This is a genomic window from Bradyrhizobium sp. HKCCYLS3013, assembly GCF_051167615.1.
Lineage (GTDB): Bacteria > Pseudomonadota > Alphaproteobacteria > Rhizobiales > Xanthobacteraceae > Bradyrhizobium.
The window spans coordinates 107,104-133,718 of record NZ_JBNPTK010000020.1 but is presented as its reverse complement, the minus strand read 5'-3'; the positions used below and the strand labels follow the sequence as shown (position 1 = coordinate 133,718).

At 66.0% G+C, this 26,615-nt stretch carries 20 protein-coding genes; 8 read left to right on the top strand and 12 right to left on the bottom strand.

The genetic code is table 11. The features are described from left to right. Positions 1-382: 382 nt before the first annotated feature. From ACQR1F_RS28160 to ACQR1F_RS28150, 3 genes are all read right to left on the bottom strand, one after another. A complete protein-coding gene (locus ACQR1F_RS28160; protein WP_434914245.1) occupies positions 383-3,943 on the bottom strand; it encodes an error-prone DNA polymerase in 3,561 nt (1,186 codons plus the stop codon). 366 nt (positions 3,944-4,309) lie between these two features. Then, the gene (locus ACQR1F_RS28155; RefSeq protein ID WP_434914244.1) at positions 4,310-5,896 is read right to left on the bottom strand and encodes a Y-family DNA polymerase; all 1,587 of its coding nucleotides are present in this window, start codon (positions 5,894-5,896) and stop codon (positions 4,310-4,312) included. Further along, the gene (locus ACQR1F_RS28150; protein WP_316183641.1) at positions 5,796-6,584 is read right to left on the bottom strand and encodes an ImuA family protein; all 789 of its coding nucleotides are present in this window, start codon (positions 6,582-6,584) and stop codon (positions 5,796-5,798) included. Before ACQR1F_RS28150 ends, ACQR1F_RS28155 begins: the two co-directional genes overlap by 101 nt. A 184-nt stretch (positions 6,585-6,768) precedes the next feature. Between ACQR1F_RS28150 and ACQR1F_RS28145 the strand changes: the two genes are divergently transcribed. Next, positions 6,769-8,007 (top strand): putative DNA modification/repair radical SAM protein, encoded by a 1,239-nt coding sequence (locus tag ACQR1F_RS28145; RefSeq protein ID WP_316218568.1) that lies wholly within the window; start codon positions 6,769-6,771, stop codon positions 8,005-8,007. Positions 8,008-8,100: 93 nt separating this feature from the next. After that, the gene (locus ACQR1F_RS28140) at positions 8,101-9,585 is read left to right on the top strand and encodes a UdgX family uracil-DNA binding protein (protein ID WP_434914243.1); all 1,485 of its coding nucleotides are present in this window, start codon (positions 8,101-8,103) and stop codon (positions 9,583-9,585) included. Positions 9,586-9,631: 46 nt separating this feature from the next. Here the strand turns inward: ACQR1F_RS28140 and ACQR1F_RS28135 are convergent, their stop codons facing one another. The 7 genes from ACQR1F_RS28135 to ACQR1F_RS28105 form a co-directional block, all read right to left on the bottom strand. Then, on the bottom strand, positions 9,632-10,981 hold the full coding sequence (locus ACQR1F_RS28135) for a TfuA-like protein (protein WP_434914242.1): 1,350 nt from the start codon (positions 10,979-10,981) through the stop codon (positions 9,632-9,634). Continuing rightward, positions 10,978-12,267, bottom strand: coding sequence for a YcaO-like family protein (locus ACQR1F_RS28130; RefSeq protein ID WP_434840200.1), 1,290 nt, complete (start codon positions 12,265-12,267; stop codon positions 10,978-10,980). The genes ACQR1F_RS28135 and ACQR1F_RS28130 overlap by 4 nt, the downstream gene beginning before the upstream one ends. Positions 12,268-12,309: 42 nt before the next feature. Then, a complete protein-coding gene (locus ACQR1F_RS28125) occupies positions 12,310-13,425 on the bottom strand; it encodes an aKG-HExxH-type peptide beta-hydroxylase (protein ID WP_316183636.1) in 1,116 nt (371 codons plus the stop codon). A gap of 99 nt (positions 13,426-13,524) precedes the next feature. After that, on the bottom strand, positions 13,525-14,730 hold the full coding sequence (locus ACQR1F_RS28120) for a radical SAM protein (RefSeq protein ID WP_434895290.1): 1,206 nt from the start codon (positions 14,728-14,730) through the stop codon (positions 13,525-13,527). Beyond that, a complete protein-coding gene (locus ACQR1F_RS28115; RefSeq protein ID WP_434914241.1) occupies positions 14,727-15,758 on the bottom strand; it encodes an aKG-HExxH-type peptide beta-hydroxylase in 1,032 nt (343 codons plus the stop codon). Before ACQR1F_RS28115 ends, ACQR1F_RS28120 begins: the two co-directional genes overlap by 4 nt. 240 nt (positions 15,759-15,998) lie before the next feature. Further along, positions 15,999-16,349, bottom strand: a complete 351-nt coding sequence (locus ACQR1F_RS28110) for a hypothetical protein (RefSeq protein ID WP_316183632.1) — start codon at positions 16,347-16,349, stop codon at positions 15,999-16,001. Positions 16,350-16,843: 494 nt separating this feature from the next. Then, positions 16,844-18,013 (bottom strand): M20 aminoacylase family protein, encoded by a 1,170-nt coding sequence (locus ACQR1F_RS28105; RefSeq protein WP_315801251.1) that lies wholly within the window; start codon positions 18,011-18,013, stop codon positions 16,844-16,846. A 173-nt stretch (positions 18,014-18,186) separates the two neighbouring features. Between ACQR1F_RS28105 and ACQR1F_RS28100 the strand changes: the two genes are divergently transcribed. Then, a complete protein-coding gene (locus ACQR1F_RS28100; protein ID WP_434914239.1) occupies positions 18,187-19,806 on the top strand; it encodes a GMC family oxidoreductase in 1,620 nt (539 codons plus the stop codon). Between the two features lie 352 nt (positions 19,807-20,158). Here the strand turns inward: ACQR1F_RS28100 and ACQR1F_RS28095 are convergent, their stop codons facing one another. Next, positions 20,159-21,331 (bottom strand): acyltransferase family protein, encoded by a 1,173-nt coding sequence (locus ACQR1F_RS28095; protein WP_434848254.1) that lies wholly within the window; start codon positions 21,329-21,331, stop codon positions 20,159-20,161. A gap of 223 nt (positions 21,332-21,554) precedes the next feature. On the opposite strand from ACQR1F_RS28095, the gene ACQR1F_RS28090 reads away from it, so the two are divergent. From ACQR1F_RS28090 to ACQR1F_RS28075, 4 genes are all read left to right on the top strand, one after another. Further along, the gene (locus ACQR1F_RS28090; RefSeq protein ID WP_315801254.1) at positions 21,555-22,499 is read left to right on the top strand and encodes a metallophosphoesterase family protein; all 945 of its coding nucleotides are present in this window, start codon (positions 21,555-21,557) and stop codon (positions 22,497-22,499) included. A gap of 12 nt (positions 22,500-22,511) precedes the next feature. Then, the gene (locus tag ACQR1F_RS28085; RefSeq protein WP_316218557.1) at positions 22,512-22,826 is read left to right on the top strand and encodes a cupredoxin domain-containing protein; all 315 of its coding nucleotides are present in this window, start codon (positions 22,512-22,514) and stop codon (positions 22,824-22,826) included. 97 nt (positions 22,827-22,923) lie between these two features. Continuing rightward, positions 22,924-23,472 carry a sigma-70 family RNA polymerase sigma factor gene (locus tag ACQR1F_RS28080; RefSeq protein WP_316183628.1) on the top strand — a complete coding sequence of 183 codons (549 nt, stop codon included), beginning with the start codon at positions 22,924-22,926 and terminating at the stop codon, positions 23,470-23,472. 2 nt (positions 23,473-23,474) lie between these two features. Continuing rightward, positions 23,475-24,257 carry an anti-sigma factor family protein gene (locus tag ACQR1F_RS28075; protein WP_434914238.1) on the top strand — a complete coding sequence of 261 codons (783 nt, stop codon included), beginning with the start codon at positions 23,475-23,477 and terminating at the stop codon, positions 24,255-24,257. A gap of 197 nt (positions 24,258-24,454) precedes the next feature. Here ACQR1F_RS28075 and hpnO read toward each other — a convergent pair whose 3' ends face one another. Then, on the bottom strand, positions 24,455-25,846 hold the full coding sequence (hpnO, locus tag ACQR1F_RS28070; protein ID WP_315714885.1) for an aminobacteriohopanetriol synthase HpnO: 1,392 nt from the start codon (positions 25,844-25,846) through the stop codon (positions 24,455-24,457). 101 nt (positions 25,847-25,947) lie between these two features. Here hpnO and ACQR1F_RS28065 point away from each other — a divergent pair, with 101 nt between their 5' ends. After that, positions 25,948-26,574: a DUF2147 domain-containing protein gene (locus tag ACQR1F_RS28065; protein ID WP_409997886.1), complete on the top strand. Its 627-nt coding sequence runs from the start codon at positions 25,948-25,950 to the stop codon at positions 26,572-26,574. Positions 26,575-26,615: the final 41 nt, after the last annotated feature.

The window sequence follows — 26,615 nt, the reverse complement described above, 5'->3', positions numbered from 1 at the left end:
CCTCGTCGACGCCGTCATCCCCAAACCCGACGTGCAAACGTTGCAGGCCGCTGCGCGGAACATTCAACGCCATCTCCAAGAGCCGCCAAGAAAACGAGAATACCAAGCGTTAATTTGGTAAGTTAGCGCCAATGAGACAGACCCCTCACCCAACCGAACTTGCCGCACCTTCCTACATGCCCTCTCCCACAAGGGGAGAGGGCGCATTCACTTGCACTGCGCACGATCTTTCAACGTGCAAACACCGCGATGATAATTCCAATCGTTGATGCGGATCGTCATTGCACTTGGTGGAGGAAGTTACTTCGGGCGATGCGAAGCATCGCACGAAACACCGCGCCCAACATGTTAGGCGAGCCATGTGGCAACACCTCTCCGTACCTCAATGAAAATCCCTTGAGCGCGGCAGGATGCGGACGTTGCGGGGGTGGCTGACGCGCTGGGAGGGAGTGTCGGGGTGGTCGCGGCGGTCGTCGTTGAGCGGCTCGGCGGGCGTGGCGCCATGCGGGACGGCGCCGAGGCGGTCGTCTGACAGCAAGGCGAGGTCGGCGCTGCGGTCGACCAGGCTGATGGCGACGAGATGAACGACTTTCTCGGGGCTGCTCTGGATGCGGCCTTCGACCAGCACGAGGCGCGCACCCATCACTTCCTTGCGGAAGGTCTCCATCACCTTCGGCCAAACCACGATGTTGGCGATGCCGGTTTCGTCCTCCAGGGTCATGAACACGACGCCTTTGGCGCTGCCGGGCCGCTGCCGCACCAGCACGACGCCAGCACAGCGGACGCGGCGCCGATCGTTGGCGTGGTTGACGTCGCGGCAGGCCAGCACGCCTTCGGCAGCGAAGCGCTGGCGCAGGAACTCCATCGGGTGGCCTTTCAACGACAGGCGGATGGTCTGATAGTCCGCGACGACGTGCTCCGGCAGCGGCATCTCGGGCAGCGGCCTGGCGCCCTCGTCCGGCTGCTCGCGGGCGATGGCGGCCTCGAACAGCGGCAGCGGCACGTCGTCGGGCAGCCGGCGCACGGCCCAGAGCGCGGCGCGACGGTCGAGCCCGAGCGATCGGAACGCATCGGCATCGGCCAGCAGCAGCAGCGCGCGCTTGGGCAGCGCAGTGTCGCGGGCGAAGTCTTCGAGCGAGGTGAAGGGTCCGCGGGCGCGGGCCTTGATGATGCGGTCGGCCCAGTCGTCTTCGCGGTCGTCGTTTGGGAGTGACAAGTGAATTTGTTGCTCGTTGCCATTCCAAGGCGAAGCGATAGCGTCGAGCCCTCGAAACGCATCAAGTCTTTGTGAGTCACCCGCTGTATCCCCACCGTCATTCCGGGATGCGCCCTCTTGGGCGCAGGCCCGGAATGACACCGAGGAGACAGCTGGCAATAAAGGTGTAGAATCAGCCAGCGTCTCTCTCCGCATCTTCTCCGACAATTTCCTGATCCGTTCCTCGTCGCGGTCGATCCAGCGGAAGCCGTCGATCTGGCGGAAGCCGAGGCGGACGGCGCAGTATTCGTCGTTCGTGTTCTCCAGCGTGTTGTCGGCGAAGCTGTGGGACACGTCGATGTTGCGGATCTCGACGCCGTTCTTGTGGGCGTCGCCGACGATCTGCGCCGGGGCATAGAATCCCATCGGCTGCGAGTTCAGCAGCGCGCAGCAGAACGCGTCGGGATGGAAGCATTTCAGCCAGGACGAGACGTAGACGAGCTGGGCGAAACTCGCGGCGTGGCTTTCCGGGAAGCCATAGGAGCCAAAGCCCTTGATCTGGTCGAAGCAGCTCTTGGCGAAGGCCGGATCGTAGCCGCGCGCGATCATGCTCGTGACCATCTTCTCCTCATAGGAGCCGATGGTGCCGACGTTGCGGAACGTCGCCATCGCGCGGCGCAGGCCGTTCGCCTCCTCCGGCGAGAACTTTGCCGCCTCGATCGCGATCCGCATCGCCTGCTCCTGGAACAAGGGCACGCCGAGCGTCTTGTGCAGCACCTTGTAGAGTTCGTCCGCCGGGCCGTGATCGGGCGACGGCGACGGATAGGTCACCTTTTCCTGATTGTTCCGACGTCGCAGATACGGATGCACCATATCGCCCTGGATCGGCCCGGGCCGGACGATCGCAACCTCGATCACGAGGTCGTAGAAGGTGCGCGGCTTCAGCCGCGGCAGCATGTTCATCTGCGCCCGGCTCTCGACCTGGAACACGCCGAGCGACTCGCCCTTGCACAGCATGTCGTAGACTCTGGAATCCTCCCGCGGCACCGACGCCAGATCGTGATGAATATGCTTATGCTGCTCGATCAGCGCAAAGCTCTTGCGGATGCAGGTCAGCATGCCCAGCGCGAGCACGTCGACCTTCATCATGCTGAGCGCGTCGACGTCGTCCTTGTCCCATTCGATGAAGGTGCGGTCGTCCATCGCGGCATTGCCGATCGGCACGTAGCTGTCGAGCCGATCCTGCGTCAGCACGTAGCCGCCGACATGCTGAGACAGATGGCGCGGAAAGGTGATCAGCTCCCCCGCCAGCTCCACCGCGCGACGGATCATCGGGTTGGCGGGATCGAGCCCGGCCTGGCGCACCTGCATGTCCGACAGGCCGTCGCCCCAACTGCCCCACACGGTGTCGGCGAGCACGGAGGTGACGTCTTCGGTCAGGCCGAGCGCCTTGCCGACGTCGCGGATGGCGCTGCGCGGGCGATAATGGATGACGGTGGCGATGATCGCGGCGCGGTGGCGGCCGTAGCGGCGATAGACATATTGCATCACCTCCTCGCGCCGCGAATGCTCGAAATCGACGTCGATATCCGGCGGCTCCAGCCGCTCCTTGGAGATGAAGCGCTCGAACAGCAGATCGATCTTGGTTGGATCGACCGAGGTGATGCCGAGCACGTAGCAGACAGCCGAATTCGCCGCGGAGCCGCGGCCCTGGCACAGGATGCCCTGGCTGCGGGCATAGCGGACGATGTCGTGGACGGTGAGGAAGTAATGCGCGTAGTTGAGCTCGGCGATCAGCGCCAGCTCCTTGTCGAGAACAGCGCGCAGCTTGTCATCGAGATGGTCGCCGAAACAGGTCTTGGCGCCGGCCCAGGTCAAATCCTGCAGATGCCCCTGCGCGGTCTTGCCGGGAGGCACCGGCTCGTCCGGATATTGGTATTTGAGCTGGTCGAGCGAGAAGACGATGCGGTCGGTGAAACGGATGGTCTCGGTCACAGCGTCGGGGTGGTCACGGAACAGCCGCGCCATTTCGTGGCCCGGCTTGAGATGGCGCTCGGCATTGGCCTGGAGCCTTCGGCCGATGGTCTCGATCGAAGCTTTCTCGCGGATGCAGGTGAGCACATCCTGCAGCATGCGCTGCTGCGGATGATGATAGAGGACGTCGTTGGTGGCGATCAGCGGCACTTTGCTGGAAGCCGCAAGGCGCGCGAGCCGCGCCAGCCGGCGGCGGTCGTCGCCACGATACAGCAGGCTGCCGGCCAGCCACACGCCTTCGGCGGGGCTGTCTTTCAGCCGTGCCAGGATTTTGCCGAGCACAGCCTCGTCGAAGCGATGCGGCGGCATCAGCACCACGAGCTGGCCTTCGATGAACTCGAACAGATCCTCGAAACTCAGGCGGCAGTCGCCCTTGGCGACCTTGTCGAGATCGCTGCCGCGCTTGCCGTGGGTGAGCAGCTGGCACAGCCGGCCGTAGGCGGCGCGGTCGCGCGGATAGACCAGGATGTCCGGCGTGCCGCAGGTGAACACCAGCCGTGCGCCGTAGAGCAGCTTCGGCTTGCAGCTCAGCCGGTCACTACTCAGCTCGCTATAGGCGCGGACGATGCCGGCGAGCGTGTTGTGGTCGGCGATGCCGATGGCGGTGAGGCGATACTCGGCGGCCTGATGCACATAGTCCTGCGGATGCGAGCCGCCGTGCAGGAAGGAAAAATTGGTGGTGATGCCGATCTCGGCATAGGGGTTAGGGGTCATGGGGTGATCGCCGAGGCTGGGCGGCGGCACGATGCCTGACCCTTAAAGGGATGATGTAAGCGCGCATCTTGCGGCTTGCTCGGCCCTCACCTCGCCCCGCTTGCGGGGGCGCGACGAGCTGCGCTCGCGCTGAGAGGTCGGATTGCATCGTCAGATGCAATCCGGGTGAGGGGGTACAGGTCTCACCACGAACACTTCCCGTGCGGCTGCCCCTCACCCCACCCCTCTCCCCGTGAAGAACGGGGAGAGGGAGCGCACCGTCCGCGCTGCAAGTGCTCGGATCCAATTTCCAGACAAGTGCGTTAACTTGCTCTCCAAAGGGGAAGTAGCGAGTTTGCCGCGAGATGTGTGTGATCGCTCCCGCCCTCATGCGAACAGCCCGTGCATGTACCAGGCGGGCTGCATCGGCAAACCGTTCTCCGGCTGCTCGAGCTCGCGGTCATACAGACCGTCGCGGTAGAGCCAGAAGCGCAGGCCGTGCTCGTCCTCGACGCGGAAATAGTCACGCGTGAGGCCCTGCCCGTCCGGCCGCCACCATTCCATCGCGATGCGCTCCGGGCCTTCGGCGCGCACGACGGCATGCGCCGCGCGGCGCCAGACGAAGCGCGCGGGCGGGCCGTCCGGTACGCCGGCGATCACCTGGATCGCCTCGGGGCGCGCGAACAGCCGCAGAGGTCGCAACGGCGGCTCGCCGTTGCTTCGCTCGGGCCAAGCGGCCGTGCTGGTGGCCGCCAGATGGTGCTGCGCTGGCAGCGGCAGCGCTACGCGCTCCGGAATATGCGTATCCACCGGCAGATGCACGACCACACGCTTGCCGCCGATGCGCGCGGCGATGCGGTCGATCAGGGCCGAGAGCTCATCATTGTCATGAACATGCGCGTCGAGATCGCGCTGCTGCTGCACCACGATCTCGCTGCGGCTGGCCGACAGCCGCATCATGTCGAAGCCGAAGCCGGGATCGAGCGGATCATTCAGCGCCTCGAGCCGTTCGCGAAACAGCCGGTCGATGACGGCGGCCTCGGTGACCGGCTGGCCGGTGTCGACCGCGATGACGCGCACCAGCCCATCGGTGCGGAAGAAGCAGGCCTCCAGCCGCCGCGCGCCCTTGCCCTGCTGCGCCATCGCCGCCACCAGCATCGCGGCCAGACTGGAGAGGCTCGCCGCGATCACGGTGTCGGTCGCGACCGGCTCGGCGAAGCGCTTGTCGACGATGTAGTCCGGAGGGACCTTTCGCGGGCTGATCGGCGCATCGGCCTCGCCCAGCGCCTGCGCCAGCACACGGGTGAAAGCGGCGCCGAACCGCGCGGTGATCTCGTTGCGGCCGCGCGACGCGACGTCGCCGATCGTCTTCAAGCCGGCGCGGCGCAGGCCGAGCGTGATCGCCTCGCTGCCGCCCAGCGCGGCCACCGGCAGCGGCGCCACCGCAGTCGCCTCCTCGCCATCAGGCACGATGCGGCCGTGCACCTGCCGGTTCAGCGTCCGCGCGCAGACGGCGTTGGAGGCGATCGCCGCCGACACAATGAGGCCGTGCGCGGTCAGCGCGTCGCAGACCGACCGCATCAGTCTGGCTTCGCCGCCGAACAGATGCACGCAGCCGGTGATGTCGAGCAAAAGCCCATGCGGGGGATCGAGCGCCACCAGCGGCGTGAAGCGGTCGCACCAGTCGGCGATGCCCTCCAGCATCTTTGCATCAGCCGCCAAATCCGCCTCGTGCACGACGAGATCGGGACAGACCGCGCGGGCATTGGCCAAGGGCTGGCCGAGGCTGACGCCGTGACGCGCCGCCGCCTCGTCCAACGAATGGATCAGCAGCATATTGGCATCCTTGAGGACGACGGCCTGCGGAAGGCCATCATGCGGATCGGCGGCGCGGCTGCGCTTGATGCGATCGATGGGCAGGCGCGGCAGCCACAGGCTGAGGATCCGCCGCCGGTTCGTTGAAACGGCATGCATCGGGGGTCCACTCCATGATCCATCGTCCGGTCTGGCCGTGACGGTTGCGAATGAGCTCGGCATCGAGGCGCGGTGCGCCCCACGCCATCCACGGCGCCACGGCAGGCGATGGCGCGGTGCGCACCACCCAGCGCGTCTCCGCGGTCGACGGCTCGGGCGCAGCCGCGATGCGCAACATGAGCGCTGTCACGCCGGACTCCTGCGCCGCCAGGGTCAGCTTGCGGCTGGCGACGAGATCGAGCTTTTGCGTCTCGCCCCACACCTCCAGCATCACACCGCCCAGCGCATCGCAGGCGAGCGCGTCGGCGGCGGTGCGCAGGGCGTGATCGAGATCGGGCGCGCGCACGATCACGAGTCGGCACGGATCGAGGCCGAGCTCGGCAAGCCCGCTCATCGACAGCGCGCCCATCTCGCGCTCGGCGAAATCCTGCCGGATCCAGATCAGCGGCCGGCGCGCGGCGACACGCGCGGCAAGCCCGCACAGAAAACCGGTCGCGGCCGCCGCCTGGCGGCCGGTTTCGGCGAACACCTCATGCAGCGCGCCGGTGGCGAGCCCACCCTGCAGCACCGCATCGGCCGCGTCATGGCCGAGCGCGACCCGGCGCAAATCATGTGCGCCATCTCCCGCCTCGAGACGGGCAATGCGGCCGCGCAGACGCGCGAGCGTATCCATGCGTGCGCCGGTCATCCGTCGCCGCTCCTCTTCAATCCATCGTGCGGGCGCTGCCGTTCTCAAGTGAAGCAGGCAGTTGAACCCGCGACGACCCTCTTTGTTCATGATACGTTCTAATATAAAGCTAACGCCTTCGAGAGAGTCAATCGGGATTGCCCCGGATACGATTCAACGAATGGAATCAAAGGGATTCAAAGGTATGGAGCTGCTCCGCAAGCTGGAGATCCTGGCCGATGCCGCCAAGTACGACGCATCCTGCGCCTCCAGCGGTACTGAGATGCGGGATTCCCGCGACGGCAAGGGTCTCGGCTCGACCGCGCCCGGCATGGGCATCTGCCATTCCTATGCGCCGGACGGACGCTGCATCTCGCTGCTCAAGGTTCTGCTGACCAATGCCTGCAACTACGACTGCCTGTATTGCGTCAACCGCGCCTCCTCCAACGTGCCGCGCGCCCGCTTCACGGTCGACGAGGTGGTGAAGCTCACCATCGACTTCTATCGCCGCAACTACATCGAGGGGCTATTCCTGTCGTCGGGCATCATCCGCAGCCCGGACTACACGATGGAGCAGGTCGTGAGCGTCGCGCGCAAGCTGCGCGAGGAGCATCGCTTCCGCGGCTACATCCATCTGAAGACGATTCCCGAAGCCGACGAGGCGCTGATCGCGGAAGCCGGCCGCTACGCCGACCGGCTCAGCATCAACATCGAGACGCCGCTGGAAGAGAGCCTGACGCAGCTCGCGCCGGAGAAGGACCAGCGCGCGATCCGCCGCACCATGGGCCGTCTCAGGCTGAAGCTCGACGAAACGGCGGAAGCCAAGAAGACGGTGCGCCGGGCGAAGCCGCCGCGCTTTGCGCCGGCCGGCCAGAGCACGCAGATGATCGTCGGCGCCGACGCGGCCAACGACCGCGTCATCCTGTCGACCTCGGCCAATCTCTACGGCGCCTACAAGCTCAAGCGCGTGTATTACTCCGCCTTCAGCCCGATCCCCGATGCCAGCCGCGCGCTGCCGCTGCAGGCCCCGCCTCTGGTGCGCGAGCACCGGCTGTACCAGGCCGACTGGCTGATGCGGTTCTACGGCTTCGACGCCGACGAGATCGTCGAGGAGAACGAGGGCATGCTGCCGCTCGACATCGACCCCAAGCTTGCCTGGGCGCTGCGCCACCGCGACCGCTTCCCGCTCGACATCAACACCGCAAGCCACGAGGAGCTGCTGCGCGTACCCGGCTTCGGCACCCGCACCGTGCAGCGCATCCTCGCGACCCGGCGCACCACCACGATCCGCCTTGCGGATCTCGCCCGGCTCAACGTCGTCCGGAACAAGGCGCTGCCGTTCATCGTTCTCTCCGACCACCGGCCGTCTCCGTCTTTGCTCGACGGTGCCAGCCTCAGAGCCCGGCTGCGGCCGAAACCGCAGCAGCTGGGATTTGGATTTTGACGGAAGCCGTCATCGCGAGCGCAGCGACGCGCGATCCAGGGGCGACACGACGACTCTGGATTGCTTCGTCCTCGCAATGACGTGAGGAGACAAATGCACGTCGTAACCCTCGACAGCGACACCGATTTCGACGGCTGGCGCCGGGCGGCGCGGGCGCTGGCGATGAACGACGTCAGGCCGGCGGATGTCACCTGGCGCGTCAAGGGCGCGGCGCCCGATCTGTTCGACGACCATGCTGACACCCAGCTGCCCGAGGTGCCCAAGGGCGCGTTTTCGGTGCCGACGAGCTTCATGGACCTGGCTGAAAGCGCGATCCTGCACGGCGACCCCAGCCGCTTCACCCTGCTCTACCGGCTGCTGTGGCGTCTGCGGACCAACCACGATCTCATGGACATCGCGACCGATCCCGACGTCGCGCAGGCCAATGCGCTGGCGCGCGCGGTGCGCCGCGACGTCCACAAGATGCACGCCTTCGTCCGTTTCCGCGAGGTCGGCCGCGAGCGCGAGTCACGCTACGTCGCCTGGTTCGAGCCGGAGCATCACATCGTCGAGCGCGCCGCGCCGTTCTTCGCCCGGCGCTTCGCCGACATGCCCTGGTCGATCCTCACCCCGGAAATCTGCGCGCATTGGGACGGCAGCCACGTCTCGTTCACGCCGGGTGTGAGCAAGGCCGAAGCGCCGTCGGAAGACCGCCTCGAAGAGGTGTGGCTGCGCTATTATGCCAGCATTTTCAATCCGGCACGGCTCAAAGTGAAGGCAATGGAAAAGGAGATGCCGAAGAAATATTGGCAGAACCTGCCCGAGGCCAAGCTGATCCAGCCGCTGATCGCGGCTGCCACCCGGCGCACCACCGAGATGATCGCCGAATCTGGCACCGAACCGCACAAGCCACAGAAGCGCGTCGAGGAGACCGCGATGACCCGCAAGCCGAAAGCCCACGCGCATGCTGCTGCTGAGACCTCACGTGATGTTGTCGCCGCCGATCTTGAGACCTTGCGTGAAGAAGCCGCGTCCTGCCGTGCCTGTCCGCTGTGGAAGGACGCCACACAGACCGTGTTCGGCGAAGGTCCTGAGCATGCGCCGCTGATGCTGGTCGGCGAGCAGCCCGGCGACAAGGAGGACCTCGCCGGCCATCCCTTCGTCGGCCCGGCCGGCCAGATGCTCGACCGCGCGCTCGCCGAGGCCGGCATCGATCGCAGCAAGGTCTACGTCACCAATGCGGTGAAGCACTTCAAGTTCGTGCCGCGCGGCAAGATCCGGCTGCACCAGAAGCCGAACACGCCGGAGATCAAGGCCTGCCGCCAATGGTACGAGCGCGAGCTCGCCGCCGTCCGGCCCGCTCTGGTCGTGGCGCTGGGCGCCACCGCTGCGCAGTCGGTGTTCGGCAAGATCACCCAGGTCACCAAGAATCGCGGCCATGTCGTCGACCTGCCCGAGGGTCCGAAGGCGATGATCACGGTGCACCCGTCCTATCTCTTGCGGCTGCCCGACGCCGACGCCAAGGCGCGGGAATACGAGCTGTTCGTGCAAGACCTGAAGATCGCCGCCGCCGCGCTCAGGCGCGCCCACGCGGCGTGACCGCCTCCCTCCCATCGGGCGTGGCGCGCGACGTGGCAGCCGTCCGTCAGGATTTGCGCGACGTGTAGACGTGCTCGCGCAGCAGGGCCTGGATCAGCGCGGCGCGATCCGCAAACCCGAGCGATCCCGCCAACTCCGCCTCGTCCTGGCCTCCGTCATCGGGCACTGCAGGCAGATATCTCGCCATCAGCTCGTCCTCGCTGATGCCGAAATCGGCCGGACAGCCGCCATCGATCTCCGCCAACTTCAGCACCTCGCATTTGTCGCGTGCGCGCGCCAGCAGATCCTCGAAATGGCCGTCGATCCGCGCCCAGTCGGCCAGCGCATTCAGGGCCGAGCCGTTGAGCCCCTTCCTGAACGAGCGTATGCGCGCCTCGTCCAGCATCAGCTCCAGAAACTCCGACCGGGTCAGGCCGTTGCGCGCGATCCATGCCTCGAGCTCGGCCGGGTCCATCAGAGCCCTGCTTTGCCGAAACCGGATGATCTCCGCGCTCAGCGCCTGGGCATCGACCCTGACGCCGCGGCGCTTGGCCTCCGATGCGGCGAGAAATCGCGCGATCGCCTTGTCGGACAGGTCGCCGCCGCGCGCGGCCAGCAGCCGCAGCTCGTCCATCAGTTGCGGCGTCCCGTCCGGGATGCCGGACTCGCGTTCTGCGGCCGCCGAGCGCTGTGCGTCCTGGATCAGGCCGTCCCACAACTGCGTGTGCTCGAAGGCGTAATCGACCGCCTTGGGCACCACGTCGCCGGCGAACCGGCGCCGCATCGTCCGCAGCATCTCCAGCGCGTCGTCACGCTTCTGGTCGATGCGGTGATCCGGCAGCCAGACCTCCAGCGCGTCGATCTCCTGCGACGTTAGGCGGCCATCGGACCGCGCGCCCTGCAGCAGCGCCGGGTAGCTGCGCTCGGGATAGAAGCTTGCCTTGCCGAGCGCCTCCAGGATCTGACGGGACGCCTCCGAGATCACGCCAGCGGCGACCGCCTTCTGCAGGGTGAAGCGGATGTTGACCAGCGGCTCGGACAGCGCGGGAAAGCCGAGCTCCGCCGGCCCGTGAATCAGGGCGACCTCGTCGTCGGCCTCGAACACGCCGTCGCGATACGCCGCGAATACCTTGCCGACGCCCTCCATGCCGAACGCGTGCAGCTCGGCCGCGCGCAGCGCGCCCATGCTGGCGCTGCCGAACACGTGGATGCCGTTGGCCATCGCCCACAGGATCTCCTTGTGCCACACCGACGGCACCTGCTCGAAATAGCCGTCGATGATCCCGATCGCCGCAGGCTTGGCCAGCGCGGCGCGATAGACGTCGCCCTGCTGCACCGGCGGGAGATACTCCGCCTCCAATTCGAGCGCGGCGTCGCGCGGATGCAGCGTCGGCCCGGTGAACACGATGCATGTCATAGCGGATGCCCCGATGGCTGGCGCCGCGAGAGCTGATCATCGGCGAAGGCCCGCGCCCTCCGCCCCGGGCTGTAGTCCGGATTCTTGTCGAAGGTCTCTAGCCCTGGAATGACGACCCTCGCCACGGGGATCTCGAACCTGCTCTTGGTGAGATCGACCGCGATCACCTGTCGGACACCGGCGGATTGCAGCCGATCGAGAACCACGGCGAGGTCGTCGTTGAACGTCTCCGAGGCCAGCGACGGCGTTTCGCGCAGGCTTCGCGTCGGCGGGCTGGTTCGCAGCAACGCCCGCTGCTCGCCGAGAAACTGCGCGGCCAGCGCCGTCTCGTCATATTCCTCGCGAAACACGTCGTCGCGCGCCCCCGCGATCAGCGTCAGCCGGCTCTGCGCCGCTTCGGTCAGCGCGCGCAGGAAGGCGATCTCCGGCGATAGATGCGCGCCCATGCCCAACGCAGCATAGAGATCCCGCCCCAGCTCCTCGTCACGATCGAAGATCAGGCACTGGCAGGCGGCGAGCCCGACATCGGAGCTGATGTCCCACGCCACCACCTCGAGGCCCGCACGCTCGCACATCTCCAGCAGCCGCCTGTTGCCTTCGTCCTGAACCGTGTCGAGCGCGATGCGCCGGCCCTGCTGCTCGTCCGGACTGCGCAGGTGCCAGAGCGTGGTCGCATCGCGCTCCACGACCTCGCAGATGCCGTGCAGCAGCGCCTCGATCAGGTGGTTGCCGGACGCCAAGCCGTTCGACGACGAGATGAAGCTGCCGGCCGGCATTTCGGGGCGCGATGTCGAGAGGTTCACCATCTCGAACGGCACCCAGACATCGGCATCCGCAATCAGATCGCGGCCTTCGATCCACAGCATCTGCAGATCCGGATGGAAGCGGCCGCCGGCGATCAGCGGCAGGTCGGCGACGTCGACCACGTCATGGTCGCGGATCAGCTCGGCATAGGTCGCAAGCTTCAACGGCAGCGTGATCGTCTCGGCGTGAAACAGCTCGATCGATTCCATCAGGCCCGACGCCTTCGCGGCGTCCAGGGTCAACCCCTTGCCCTGCGACACCGAGACCGAGCGCGAGTTCGGCCGGCAGACCATGGTGACGGGAATGCCGACCCGGTCGAGGCCGGTGACGTCGGCCACCCGCGTGATCCCCATCTCGGCGAGGTAAGGACGCACCCGCTCCACAGTCTGCGACGGCGGCACCGACCGCTGCGTTCCCGATCGAAAGCTCTTCTGGACCGGACGCGCCAGACGATCCCGATGCAGTGCCGTTCCACTCCCCATCCGCAGCCTCCGCACTCAACCGTCACCGACGTCGTCGTCGCATCAGCCTGCATGGCGGACATCGGCGAAAGCGCCGACGACGACGTTCTGCATCTCCTCGATGGTCTTCTGCACATCGGCGTCGACCACCGACGTGAACCCCGCGATGCTGTCGAGCAGCGGCTGCTTGCAGAAGCCGCGCAGGCAGAGCTGGATGCGCTTGATTGCGACGCCCTGCTCGAACGCGCCGGACTGCATCGCCCGGCTCCAGAAATGCAGCAGGCCGTACCAGACGAAACAGGCCTGCAGGAACGACGGAAACGGCAGCCGGCTGCCGCTCCAGGGCGAGGTGATGCGCGGCAGCGACCCCTTCGCCGTCGAATCGAGAAACCAGGGCTGTTCCTGCTCCTGCATGTAGAGCAGCGCGTGGATGCCCTCATGGACCAGCGCATCGGCGACGTGGGATTCGTCGATCTCGGGAAGGTGCGGATTGGCGAGGAAGGTTCGGCCGATGTAATAGCCGTTCGATCCCGACGAGAAGCTGGCCGGGCTCTCCGGATCCTTCTGCAGGATGAGGGCGATGTTGAAGCGGGCGACGAAGCGGGGAAGCCCCGCCTCGGTCCGTTCGAGCGCCGCCCGCGACCGGCGCAGCAGATCGTGCAGCCGGTCGATTTCGCTGTCCGAGAACGGCGGGCGCGGCGGCGGGACCGGCCGGTCCTGGCCGGACAGGTCCACCCTGAGCGCATGCGGGCTGCCGTAATCGGTCACCGGCATGCCCTCGACCTGGGGCCAGATGCAGGCGCCGTCACGCAGATAGCCGCGGTCGCCGAGCGCGGTCCACACGTCCCGGTCGGCGGCGACGTCGAGCTCCTGGCGCAACGCCTCGGCCACGAACGCATCGCGCAGAAATCGTCCCTTGTCCTCGGCGTGCCGGCCCGGCGCCGACAACAGACGGAACGAGGTCTCGGGAGCATCGAGAACCCGCATGAAGCCATCGTCCGCGACGCGATCCATCATGCTGCGCAGCTCGTCCCCGCCCGCGGGATCGTCGCGGCAGATCTCGCCCACGGCCTCGCCCAGCTTCTGCGCGAGCCGATCGCCATAGCTGGCAAGCACGCCGTCGCACACCGCGTCGTAATCGTCCCAGCGCAGAATATCGGGCATCCGGGTGATCGTCATCGTGCGCACTCCTTCCGCTTCCGCATTCCACTCTCCACCGTGCCGCCCGACCGCAGGCCCCGGCGCGATCGCTCATGAGACGGCGATCGAGGTCCCGCCTCAGCCGATGGCCGGCAACTCCTGCTGCAGCCCCACCGCCCGCTGCAGCGCCATGTCGATGAAATGGGCCCGGCGGAGCTTCGTTTCTTCCACCGACGTCCCCAGCCGTTCACGGACATGATCGAACAGTTTCAGGAGATCGGCGCACCACACCGTCGGATTGTTGAAGCCGGTCTGCGACGCATAGCGATGCGGAAGATAGCCGCCGGCACAGGTGTCGCGCTCGCGGCAGGCGCGGCAGCCGTCGGGCAGCGGCAGGCCCTCGAACACCGCCGCGCGGTGAAACGCGCCGGCGTGCTGGACGTCCATGAAGTCGGAGGTCCGCACATTCAGGCCGGTGCGCGCGGCACCGTCGTAGCAGACCCGCAGCACATCCAGCCCTTCGATCTCGCCATCGGTGTTGACGAACAGGAAGGTCAGCGGCTGGTTGCCGAGCATGTCGATGCGGCTCTCCCCGCCCTGAACCAGCCAGGCGATATTCCAGAAAATCTTGATCCGGAGATCCAGCGTGCCCTCCCGCCACCAATCCTCGAAGATCGGGATCAGGAAATCGGCACAGGGCGTCGGCCCATAGCGGTCGCGAACCGCCGCGATGGTGTCATGGGTGAAATCCGGCAGCAGATAGTCGATGGAGGCCGGGCCCAGGCTCGTCAGATGGCGATGCACCGCGGCGCCGCTGGCCCCGAGCTGGATCACCGACAGGAAGCGCAGCGGAATCCCGGCGCGGCGCAGCACCGAAAGGCCCTGTTCGACGTCGTGATAGGAGCCCCGCCCGGCATGATCGACACGCAGGGCATCATGCACGTCCGGCGTTCCGTCGATGCTGATCCCGAGATCGATGTCGAACCTCTTGATGATCTCGGCCCAGCCATCGTCGAGCAGCGTGCCGTTGGTCTGCATGCAGAGCTGCACCCGCGCGACGCCCGCCAGCCCGTCCTTGATCTTCTGGCACCAGGAGCTGAACCGCTCATGCTTCACCAGGCACGGCTCGCCGCCATGAAAGGTGATCGTCAGATAGGTCTGGCCTGTGGCCAGGCAATGGCGGCGGATGCGGTCGATCGCGATCTCGACGACCTCATCGTCCATGATCGCGGGGCGCTCTTTCCAGGTGCTGTCGCCCTTGTTGTAGACGTAGCAATAGGAGCAGTTCAGATTGCAACGCGACGCGACCTTGAACACGAAGTGAAGATGCGGACCGTCCTTCATTGGTAGGCTATCTCGGCGGTGCGATCGACGAAGATGCGGCCATCCTCGGTCAGGAACTGTCGGGCATCACCCAATACGACCTGCGCCTCCTTGAGCTTGGTCAGCATGTTGGCAAGCTCGGCATCATACTCGGCCGATCCGCCAAACCCCTGCTTCTCGGCCTCGCGATAGAAGGCACAGATGTAGGCGATGGCGTGAAACGCCAGCAGGATCCCGCGCAGGGGCCGCGGCTCCGGTCGCAGCGGCGATGCGTAGCGGCCCTGGTGCTGCGGATCCACCAGGGGTCCAGAGGCCTCCGCCATGAACAGATGCAGATGCGCGGATTCGTGGACGATGGCCTCCATCACCTGCATCAGCCCGCCGAACAGATCGGCATAGACCATGCCGGGCACATCGGCCTGCGATCCGCTGCGGAAATAGGATCGCTCGCTGCTGCGCAAGGGAATCAGGACGCGCGTCACATCGGACACCCACTTCACGCACTCGGGAAACTTCTTTGCGGCGGTCACGAGGATCTCGAGCGCGTTCGTCACCTCGCGCATCATCCGGGCCTGCTCGTCGGCCGAGAGATCGGCGTGCTCGGCCCAGGTATCGGGGATCGGAAATCCCAGCGAGTGGCACCCCACATCGACCGATATGTCGTAGGGCCACTCCTTCATCGGAAGCAGCCCGGCCAGTTCGTTCAAGTCATACGTGCCGGCCTCAATCCGATAGCCTCCGACTGGAGACCATAAGGTCAGCGGCTCCGGCGCCGTCAGCGACGTGGACGCCGTCGGCGCATTCGCGGCCGTCCAGATCGCGACCTGCAGATCGCGCTGCGGACTCTTGTCGTGCCCCTCATAGGTGATGGAGTTCATGCAGGGATGGCGAAGCCAATCCGCTTCGCGCGCATTGGCTTCGATGAGCGACGCCTTGAGCGGCTCGCCATCGAGGCCGAGGCGCTCCTCCGGCTGCCATCTCAGGATCTTGTCGTTGAATTTCTCATGCCAGGCAGATTTCGACGGTCGCCAGGTCCACGCGTCACTCATGATCGAGCATGCCTCCGGAAATACGCCAACGAAGCCAGCCGCGAGCTTTCCCGCCGTGAGGCAGGACCGCAACCGATTCCGGTATCAAGAGCAGCTATCAGGAAACCTCATGCGCACGACGGCGACCGAGTCCCGTCATACGCAATGGCGAGGTGGCGGGCGGGCCAAGACCGGTCACATCGGCAAGATCCGACACGGCAGGCCCGCTTCGCTTGGGTCTAAGCCGAACGATCGATCCGATCACCTGGTCGATTTCGTCGACGCGGCCGGCGCCTGGGACACGTTGAACTGCCCCTTGAGGTCCTTCACAGCCCGCACCTGCGTGAGGCGCTCAGCAAGAGCCCCCAGGACCGCAGGATCGTTGGCGATTTCGCGTTCCATCTCGTCCGGACGCTCCATCGCCGCGAGGCGGCTGAAGACGATGCCGCGCGAAAACGGGTTGGTCTTGCTGAAGATCGCTCCGCGCGAGAATGGAACGCCTTCCGCCATGATGTCGATCTTCAGAGAGGCACGTGCAATCTCTGAATCTACTACGGATTTCAACGCAAGATCGACCTTCTTGCGCATTTCCGCCGGATCGCGATCAGCCATTCCTAAAACTCCCAGTCGGTTGAGAACCGCCATTCATTCAGAAAGGAAATAGCAACGTCCCGGTACAAGTCCTGTGACCTCGCGCCCTGAACTCACAGATCTTGGAACATTCGTCTTGGAACACAGACAGATCTTGCAACGATGTAGCTGTGCTAACCACTTCGCTCAGGCCGTCCACACTCAGCCAGTCGCCGAAGTCGGAAAAAACTAACATGAAGCTATTTGAGGCACAATAGAGTAGTCGGGTCGATACACCTGTTGATTGCTTGCATGGAGGACACGCTGCGATCGCCTCATATGCCTGCAACGCCTGCGCATGACGCGTGCCTTGCGCCTGCAAATATCATCGCAAGGCATATCGTCGCACCTCGCTTCACCGCAGCGCACACGCAGCAGGTCCGTCCAAGGTCTGGAACCCAACGTGCATAGCCCAAGCAAAAGGCCCGCGCTCATGCGCGAGCCTGCCGATCCACTCTGTCGCCTGATCGCCGGCCTCACGCCGCCAGCGTGTTCTCCACCACCTTGATGAAGAACGAGGTGCCGTAGACGATCGCCTCGTCGTTGAAATTGTACGCGGGGTGATGCAGGCCGGCGCTGTCGCCATTGCCGACGAAGATGAAGGCGCCCGGACGCGCCTCGAGCATGTAGGCGAAGTCCTCGCCGCCCATCATCGGCGGCATTTCGTGGACGTTGGCGTCGCCCGCGACCTCCTTGGCGGCGCGGATCGCGATCTCGGTCTGCTCGGCGTGATTGATCACAACGGGATAGCCGCGCGCATAGTTCAGGTCGATCCTGGCGCCGGTCATCTGGGCGACGCCGGTCACGACCTCGCGCACCCGCTTCTCCATCAGCTCACGCACCTTCGGCGTCAGCGTCCGCACGGTGCCGCGCAGCACCGCGCTCTGCGGAATCACGTTGCGGGCATTGCCGGCGTGGAACTCGCAGATCGACAGCACCGCGGCCTCCAGCGGATCGACGCTGCGCGACACGATCTGCTGCAGCGCGGTGACGAGCTGGGCGCCGACCAGGAGCGAGTCGATGCAATTGTGCGGCTTGGCGGCATGACCGCCATGACCCTCGATGGTGATGTCGATCGCGTCGGTCGACGCCATCAGCGCCCCCTGGCGGATGGCGAAGGCGCCGACCGGCAGGCCGGGCCCGTTGTGCATGCCGTAGACCTGGTCGATCTTGAAGCGGTCGATCAGCCCGTCCTTGATCATCGCGTCCGCGCCGCCGCCGCCCTCCTCGGCCGGCTGGAAGATCACCGCGACCTCGCCGGCGAAGTTGCGGGTCTCCGCCAGATAGCGCGCGGCGCCGAGCAGCATCGCCGTATGGCCGTCATGGCCGCAGGCATGCATCATGCCCGGGGTCTTCGAGGCATAGGGCAGTCCGGTCGCCTCCACGATCGGCAGCGCGTCCATGTCGGCGCGCAGTCCGAGCACCTTCACCTCGCCATGGCCGGGCTTGCGGCCCTTGATGACCCCGACCACGCCGGTTTGGCCGAGGCCGGTCACGACCTCGTCACAGCCGAACTCGCGCAGCCGATCCGCGACGAAGGCCGCCGTCCGATGCACGTCGTAGAGCAGCTCCGGATGCGAATGGATATCCCGCCTCCAGGCCTGGATATCGGGCTGCAGATCGGCGACGCGGTTGACGATGGGCATGGGGAATCTCGTAACTCCGGTGGGACTTTGCGCCTGTTTAGCATGCAAAAGTCGCACCGCCCAAGATAAGGGCTGCGCCCGTCTCATGGCTCGGTCAACCAGCCATGAACGTGGCGCTTGTCCGGGCCGGTCCGGGCTGACTAAAAGCTCGCAACGATGGGAAGGGAATGCCGATGCCGAGACAGCTCGAGGGGGATTACGACTATATCGTGGTGGGCGCCGGCACCGCCGGCTGCATCCTCGCCAACCGGCTGTCGGCCGATCCCAAGGCCCGCGTCCTGATTCTCGAGGCAGGCGGCAACGACAACTGGATCTGGTTCCATATTCCGGTCGGCTACCTCTTCGCGATCGGCAATCCGCGCTCCGACTGGATGTTTCGCACCGAGGCCGAGCCGGGCCTCAATGGCCGCTCGCTGGCCTACCCCCGCGGCAAGGTGATCGGCGGCTGCTCGGCGATCAACGCCATGATCTCGATGCGCGGCCAGGCCGCCGACTACGACCATTGGCGCCAGCTCGGCCTCGCCGGCTGGAGCTATGCCGACGTGCTGCCGGTGTTCCGGAAGCTGGAGGATCATTTTCTCGGCGAAAGCGAACACCATGGCGTCGGCGGCGGCTGGCGGATCGAGGCGCCCCGGCTGTCCTGGGCGGTGCTCGACGCGGTCGGCGACGCCGCCGAGCAGATGGGCCTGCGCCGCATCCCCGACTTCAACACCGGCGACAATGAGGGCATCAGCTATTTCCACGTCAACCAGAAGCGCGGCCGGCGCTGGTCCTCCGCGCGGGGCTTCCTCAAGCCGGCGCTGAGCCGGCCGAACCTGCGGCTGGAAACGCAGGTGATGGTGGATCGCCTGATCATCGAGAACGGCCGCGCCGCCGGCGTGCGCTTCCGGCAGAACGGCGAGACCATCGAGGCCCGCACCAGGGGCGAGGTTATCCTCAGCGCCGGCTCGATCGGCTCGGTGCAGGTGCTGCAGCGCTCGGGCATCGGCCCGGCCGAGTGGCTCGGCGCGCTCGGCATCGACCTCGTCCTCGACAGACCGGGCGTGGGACGCAACCTGCAGGACCATCTGCAGCAGCGCGCGATCTACAAGGTCACGGGCGTGAAGACGCTGAACGAGACCTACTACTCGCTGGTCCGCCGCGGCCTGATGGGTCTCGACTACGCGTTCCGGCGCCGCGGGCCGCTGACCATGGCGCCGTCGCAGCTCGGCATCTTCACGCGCTCGGATGCGACGCGCGACCGCGCCAACATCCAATTCCACGTGCAGCCGCTGTCGCTCGACAAGTTCGGCGATCCCCTGCATCGCTTTCCCGCGATCACGGTCAGCGCCTGCAATTTGCGTCCGACCTCGCGCGGCAGCGTCCGCATCCGCTCCGCAGCAATCGATGAAGCGCCATCGATCGCGCCGAACTATCTGGCGACCGAGGACGACCGCCAGGTCGCGGCCGACGCCATCCGCGTCACCCGCCGGCTGATGAAACAGAATGCGCTCGCCGCCTACAGGCCGGAAGAATATCTGCCCGGCCCATCGGTCGGCGATGACGACGCGGCGCTCGCCAAGGCCGCCGGCGACATCGGCACCACCATCTTCCACCCCGTAGGCACGGCGAAGATGGGCTCCCCCGATGATCCGATGGCCGTGGTCGACGAGCGGCTGCGCTTCCGCGGCATCGACCGCCTGCGCATCGCCGACGCCTCGATCATGCCGACCATCACCTCGGGCAACACCAACACGCCGACCGCGATGATCGCAGAGAAGGCGGCGATGATGATCCTGGAGGATGGGCGGTGAAGCGCGCGCATGCGATCCCGCTCGTTTTGCGCCGAACTCGCGCGCGCAATTCTCACCATCGGCATCGATGGCGTTGACACAGGGCGCTGTACGATACAGCGCCCTCTCCCCTTGTGAGAGAAGGCATCTTCGGCCTATCCACGCGCGCGGTTGGGTGAGGGTATATCTCGGCGAGCGACGCTCGTTGAGGCATACCCCTCACCCAACCGAGCTTGCTGCACTGTCCTACATGCCCTCTCCCACAAGGGGCCCACAAGAGGAGAGGGCGCATTCACCCGCACCGCGCCTCGTCTTATTGACGCCAAGTGTCACCGTAACGAGTTCGACGGCAGCCACCGCCGCGCGCAACGGATCAGACGATCCGCGCCACCAACGGGATTCGGCGCAACAGCACAGTCGCCAGCCAGCTCACCGACAGCGTGCCCGCCAGCACGATCGCGAACTTCACTCCCGCCGGCCACGCCGGGTCGTAGACCAGATATTGCAGCCACAGCAGCGGCAGGAAGTGCAGCAGATAGATGCCGTAGGCCGACGGCTGCAGGCGATCCATCAGCGCCAGCGGCGCCTTCGCCCAGCGCAGGAAGAAGGTCGGCACGCCGAACGCCATCGCAGCACAGAAGCTTGCCACGGCGCTGCCATAGGCCGCACGCCACCATAGCGGCGGCGAGTCGAAGTCGGCGATCCAGTTGTGATGGGCGTAGGCCAGCAACAGGATCGCGCCATAGCAGCCATAGGAAAGACCGAACCAGATCCACCAGCGCCGCACCAGCGCGCCGTCGGCCGCGAACGGGCCCGCTCGCAGCCCGGCGGCACCGATCGCGACGCCGCCGACGAAGAAGGCCGGATAGAGCAGCACCCGGCTCGCCTGCAGCGGCAGCGGAAAATGTCCGGGCATGAACCAGAAACCGTCACCGAAGCCGAGATGCGGCGGCAGATAGGCCAGGTTGGCGATCACGAGGAAGATCAGGAAGCCAGTGAGCGGATAGTGCAGCAACGTCCCGGCCCAGCGCCCGACTGCGCCGATCGCCTGCGGCGCCAGGACGCAGACGAGCGCAGCCAGTATATCAAACCCCAGCAGCACGCCGAGAAACCAGGCCGAGCCGGACGGCCACGGCCCTTCGCTGATCATGCGCCACCACACCGCGGCGAACTGATCCTCGGCCACGTAGTATCGGTAATAGGCGATCGGCATGATCACGAGGATCGACACGATGTAGGGCACGCCGAGCCGCAGCGCGCGGCGCCCGACATAGTCCGACGCGCCCCGGCCCGCCAGGCTTGCCGGCACGAACAGGCCGGAGATGAAGAACATGCACGACATGAAGTAGCTGTCGTTGAACAGCGCGACGAGGTCGAAGCCGAGCCAGTGCATGCGGTCGCCGCCCTGGCCGAAATGGGTGTAGTTGATGGCGGAGTGATAGAGCACGACCGAGAGCGTGATGAACGTCCTGGCGCGATCGAGCGGCACGATCCGATCGGCAGACAGCTCGGTTCGTTGCAGGTTGGGGATCACGCGCTCATGCATCGACGTCGCATCCATTCCATCAGCCGCCCTTCGGCGGCGCACGCCGCTTGTATATTTCGCGCGGCCCTGCTCCGACATCCTGCGCGAGCAGGTGAGCCGCCGGCCATGGCCGGCATGATCACGAACACGTCATCGCGTTTCGATCGCGAGAAGCCGGGAATAAAACCGGGCCGCCATCGCTCTTCTCACCCGCAAGCCCGATGACGGGCAACGGGAGATGACGATGAGCCTTGGTGATCACGACGAGAACGGCGTCAGCCGTCGCAAGGTGCTGGAGTGCATGACGTGGGCAGGCACCGGCGTGCTCTGGACGCTGTCGGGCGGCGTGCCGCGTTCGCTCGGCCTGGTCGACGCCGCGCGGGCGGCCGAGCAGCCCGCCTCCGGCCTGACCTTCCTGCAGATCAGCGACAGCCATGTCGGCTTCGACAAGCCGGCCAATCCCAACGCGCTCGGCACGCTCGAGGAGGCCGTCAACCGCATCAAGGCGATGCCGGTGAAGCCGTCCTTCATGATCCACACCGGCGACATCTCGCATCTGTCGAAGGCGGCCGAGTTCGACGACGCCGATCGCATCATCTCGCAGACGCGGCTCGACGTGCACTACGTGCCCGGCGAGCACGACTTCCTCGACGAGGACGTCAAGCTCTACAAGGAGCGCTACGGCAAGGGCACGCGCGGCTCCGGCTGGTATTCGTTCGACGCCAATGGCGTACACTTCATCGGGCTGGTCAACGTGGTCGATCTCAAGGCCGGCGGGCTCGGCAATCTCGGCGCCGAGCAGCTCGCCTGGCTGGAGCAGGATCTCAAGGGCCGCTCCAAATCGACCCCGGTCGTCGTGTTCGCGCACATCCCGTTGTGGACCGTATATCCGGAATGGGGCTGGGGCACCGAGGATGGCGGCCGCGCGCTGGACAGCCTGAAGGGGTTCGGCTCGGTGACGGTGCTGAACGGCCATATTCATCAGGTGATGCAGAAGGTCGAGGGTAACGTCACCTTCCACACCGCGCGCTCGACCGCCTTTCCGCAGCCGGCGCCGGGCACGGCGCCCTCGCCCGGCCCGATGAAGGTCGAGGACGCAAGGCTGCGCAGCCTGCTCGGTATCGCCAGCATCGACTTCAAGGTCGGATCCGAGCGGCTCGCCATCATCGACACGCCGCTGGCCGGCTGAGGGACAGACACGATGAGCCAGTCCGTTGTTCGCGGCGCCTGCCTCGCCGCCGCGCTGCTTCTCGCCACGCCGCTGCGCGCCGAGACCATCAAGGTCACGATCGACAACTTCACCTTCACCCCGGCCGCGGTGACGGTGAAGGTCGGCGACACCGTCACCTGGACCAACCACGACGACATCCCGCACACGGTGGTGTCGGCCGGGAAATACCGGTCGAAAACGCTCGATACCGACGACAGCTTCTCCTTCACCTTCGCAGCCGCCGGCGACTACAAATATTTCTGTTCGCTGCATCCGCACATGACGGGGCTGGTCAAGGTTGAGTAGCATCGCGAACCAGGGCATGAGCATCGTCGCATGGACCGGTCGGCGGCGTAGCGCCGGCCGCGCCGTGCGACCGCGAACCGGGCCGGAGACCACGCCGGTGACGACAGCCAGTGACGATCCCGAGAGGGCGCGACGCTTCCGCGAGGCGGCACTGCCGCATCTCGACGATGTCTACACGCTGGCGCGCTATCTGCTGCGCAACGCCGCCGACGCGGAGGACGCGGTGCAGGAATGCTACCTGCGCGCGCTGAAGCATTTCGACACCTACCGTGGTCCGGCGATGAAGCCGTGGCTGTTCGCGATCCTGCGCAATGTCTGCCACGCCGAATTCGCGCGCCGCGCCGGCGCGCCGGTCAAGGCGCTCGACGATGCGCCCGAAGCGGCCGAGCAGCCGCCGCTGTGGCAGGAGAGCACCGAGACGCCGGAAGGCGCCGTGCTGCGCGAGCGCGATGCCTCGGCGATCCGGCGAATGATCGACACGCTGGCCGAGCCGTTCCGCGAGACGTTCGTGCTGCGCGAGGTCAACAATCTGTCCTATCGCGAGATCGCGGAGGCCGCCGACGTGCCGGTCGGCACCGTGATGTCGCGTCTCGCCCGCGCCCGCGCGATGCTGCGCGCCGCCTGGCTCGCGCAGGAGGAGCTCTAGCCATGACCTGCGATGAAGCCGAGATCCTGATCCACGCGCTGGCCGATGGCGAGCTCGACGCCGGCCACGCTCTCGAGGTCGAAGCCCATGTCGCGACCTGCCCGCGCTGCGCTGCGGAGCTCGCTGGAATCCGGGAGATGAAGCAGGTGCTGGCCGGCGCCGACCTCGGCTACGCGGCGCCCGTCGCCTTGCGCCAGCGCATCGAAGCCGCCCTGCCGGCGGCTGAGGCGGCCGTCGTTACTCCGTTTGCCGTCCGGCCGAGCCGCCGCTCGCTGCTGAAGGGCTTTGCGATGGGCTCGGCCGTGTCGGCGCTGGCCGCCACCGGTCTCGTCGCCATCGTGCTGCGCAATGACGACCAGCAGCGGATCGAGGCCGAGATCGTCTCGGCGCATCTGCGCTCGCTGCAGGCGGGCCACCTGACCGACGTGATCTCGACCGACCAGCACACCGTCAAGCCCTGGTTCAACGGCAGGCTCGACGTGGCGCCGCCGGTGATCGACCTCACCGCTGAGGGATTCACCCTGATCGGCGGGCGGCTCGATTATGTCGATGCCCGCCCGATCGGCGCGGTGGTCTATCGCCGCCGCCAGCACGTCATCAATCTGTTCGTGGCGCAGACCTCGTCCACCGAGCGCCGCGCCGCACGGATGGACACGATCCAGGGCTTCAATATCAGGAGTTGGCGCGACCGCGGCCTCAGCTATTGGGCGATCAGCGATATCGGCGGCGACGAGCTCGAGGAGTTCGGCGAGCGGTTCGAGCGGAAGATGGGTGGGAGCAGCTGAGTCGCTCTCGCGCGCTCCGTCATTGCGGGCGAAGCGACGCAATCCCGAGGCGCGAAGGAAGGCTGGATTGCTTCGCTCGCCATGACAAGCCCTTCGTAGGGCGGGCAAAGCGTAGCGTGCCCCACCAAAGGTCCTGCGAGGATCGAGATGGTGGGCACGGCGCGTCGCGCCTTTGCCCACCCTACATGTTCGTCAGCTCACGCCGATTTGCGGATGGCGTTGTCGACCAGGGTCTTGCCGAGCGACCAGATCGCGCCGGGGACCTTGTGGCTCTGCGCGATGACGTCGTCGAAGGCGCGCTCGATCCAGGCGCAGTCCTCCTCGGTGATGGTCAGCGGCGGCAGCAGCTTGATCGTGTGCAGGCCGTGACCGGCGACCTGGGTCAGGATCTTGTGATCCTTGAACAGCGGCACCGTGATGAGCTGGCAGAACAGGCCCTTGTTGGCGCTCTCCAGCATGGTCCACGACGCCTTGAGGCGCAGCGATTTCGGCGGACCGAACTCGACGCCGATCATCAGCCCCTTGCCGCGGACTTCCTTGAGCAGCTCGTAGCCCGGCACCATCCGCGTCAGCGCCAGCCGCAGCTCGGCGCCGCGCTTGGCGGCGGCCTCGACCAGCTTCTCGGCCTTCATCACCTCGAGCGTGGCAATGCCGGCGGCCATCGCGAGATCGTTCTTGGCGAAGGTCGAGCCGTGCACGACGGCGCGGTCCATGCGGTTGAAGATCTTGTCGAAGATCTGCTTGCGCGTCAGCAGCGCGCCGACCGGGACATGGCCGCCGGACAGCGCCTTCGACAGCAGCACCATGTCGGGCTCGACATTCCAGTGTTCCACCGCGAGGAACCGGCCGGTGCGTCCCATGCCGGTCTGGATCTCGTCGGCGATGAAGATGGTGCCGTATTTCTTGCAGAGCGCAGCGGCACCCGGCAGGAACTCGTCGGAGGGCATGTTGACGCCCTTGCCCTGGATCGGCTCGACGATGAAGGCTGCGATCTCGCGCGACGACAGCGCCTGCTCGAGCGCGGCGAGATCGTTGAAGGGGATCGCCGTGCAGCCCGGCAGCAGCGGCTCGAAGCCGTTGCGGAAGTTCGAATCATCGGTCAGCGACAGCGCGCCATAGGTGAGACCGTGATAGGAGTGCCCGCAATAGACGATGCCGGGCCGGCCGGTCGCGCCACGCGCGAATTTGATCGCGGCTTCCACGGTCTCGGCGCCGGAATTGGCGAAGAACACCTTGTCCAGATACGGGACATATTCCAGCAGCCGCTCGGCAAGAACGCCCGCCAAGGTCGAGACGTCGAGCTGAACGAGATTCGGCAGGTCGGTGTCGAGGACGCTTTTCAGCGCGGCGCGCAGTGTCGGATGATTGCGGCCGATTGCAAAGACGCCAAAACCGCTGAGCAGGTCAAGATAACGGGCCCCATCACGATCGTAGAGATATTGCCCTTGTCCCTTCTGGAACCCAACATCATATCCAATCGTTTTGAGAACGCGGACAAGCTGCTCGTTCAGATGCCGAGAGTGCATCGTGCTGCGCTGCGCTTGCCGCTCCACAAACATCTCGGAAACGTCTAGATTGGGTTTTAGCATCGGCTACATACTTCGGTTGATGGACGTGACGTCAACTGAAAACGCGCAATGCGGCGTTTTGCCCTCATTCGCACCATCAAAGCAAGCACGGGTTTCTGCCAATGTTGCATCGCCTTAGATATCTCATGTCGACGACACTAGCATACTCCGCAGTCGTGTTCGCAGCAGGAATTTCTTCCGCGCTCGCGGCCGACCCCACCGGCGACTGGCGGGTTGCCGACGGCGTCGCGAACATCCGAGTCGCACAATGTAATGGCAGCATGTGGGGCGTCGTGGCCTGGGAGAAGACCCCGGGCGGACGCGACAGCAACAACCCCGATCCGGCCCGCCAGAGCCGGCCGACGCTCGGCATGCCGATCCTGATCGACATGAAGAAGAAGCCCGGCGCAGACGCGTGGGAAGGCCAAGTCTACAACGCCAAGGATGGGCAGCTCTACAGCTCCACCATCACGCCGGTCGACCCCGATCACCTGGAGATCAAGGGCTGCGTGCTCGGCTTCCTGTGCGGCGGCGAGACCTGGACGCGGGTTGCTCCGCCGATTCCGTCGAGCCCTGTGAACAGCATGGCCAAAGGTACACAGAAACCAATCGCGCCGGCCCCTGCTCCGGCGGCCAAGACGACCACCGGCGTCGGCAGTGGCGCAACCGCATCGGCCAAGCCGGGACACAAGCCCGCGGACCAGGTCGGCGATATCTGCCTGCTGCCCGAGATCGCGCGCCCCCGCTAACTAACGGGCGTCCGTCACGCGAACAAAAAAAAGCGGCCGAG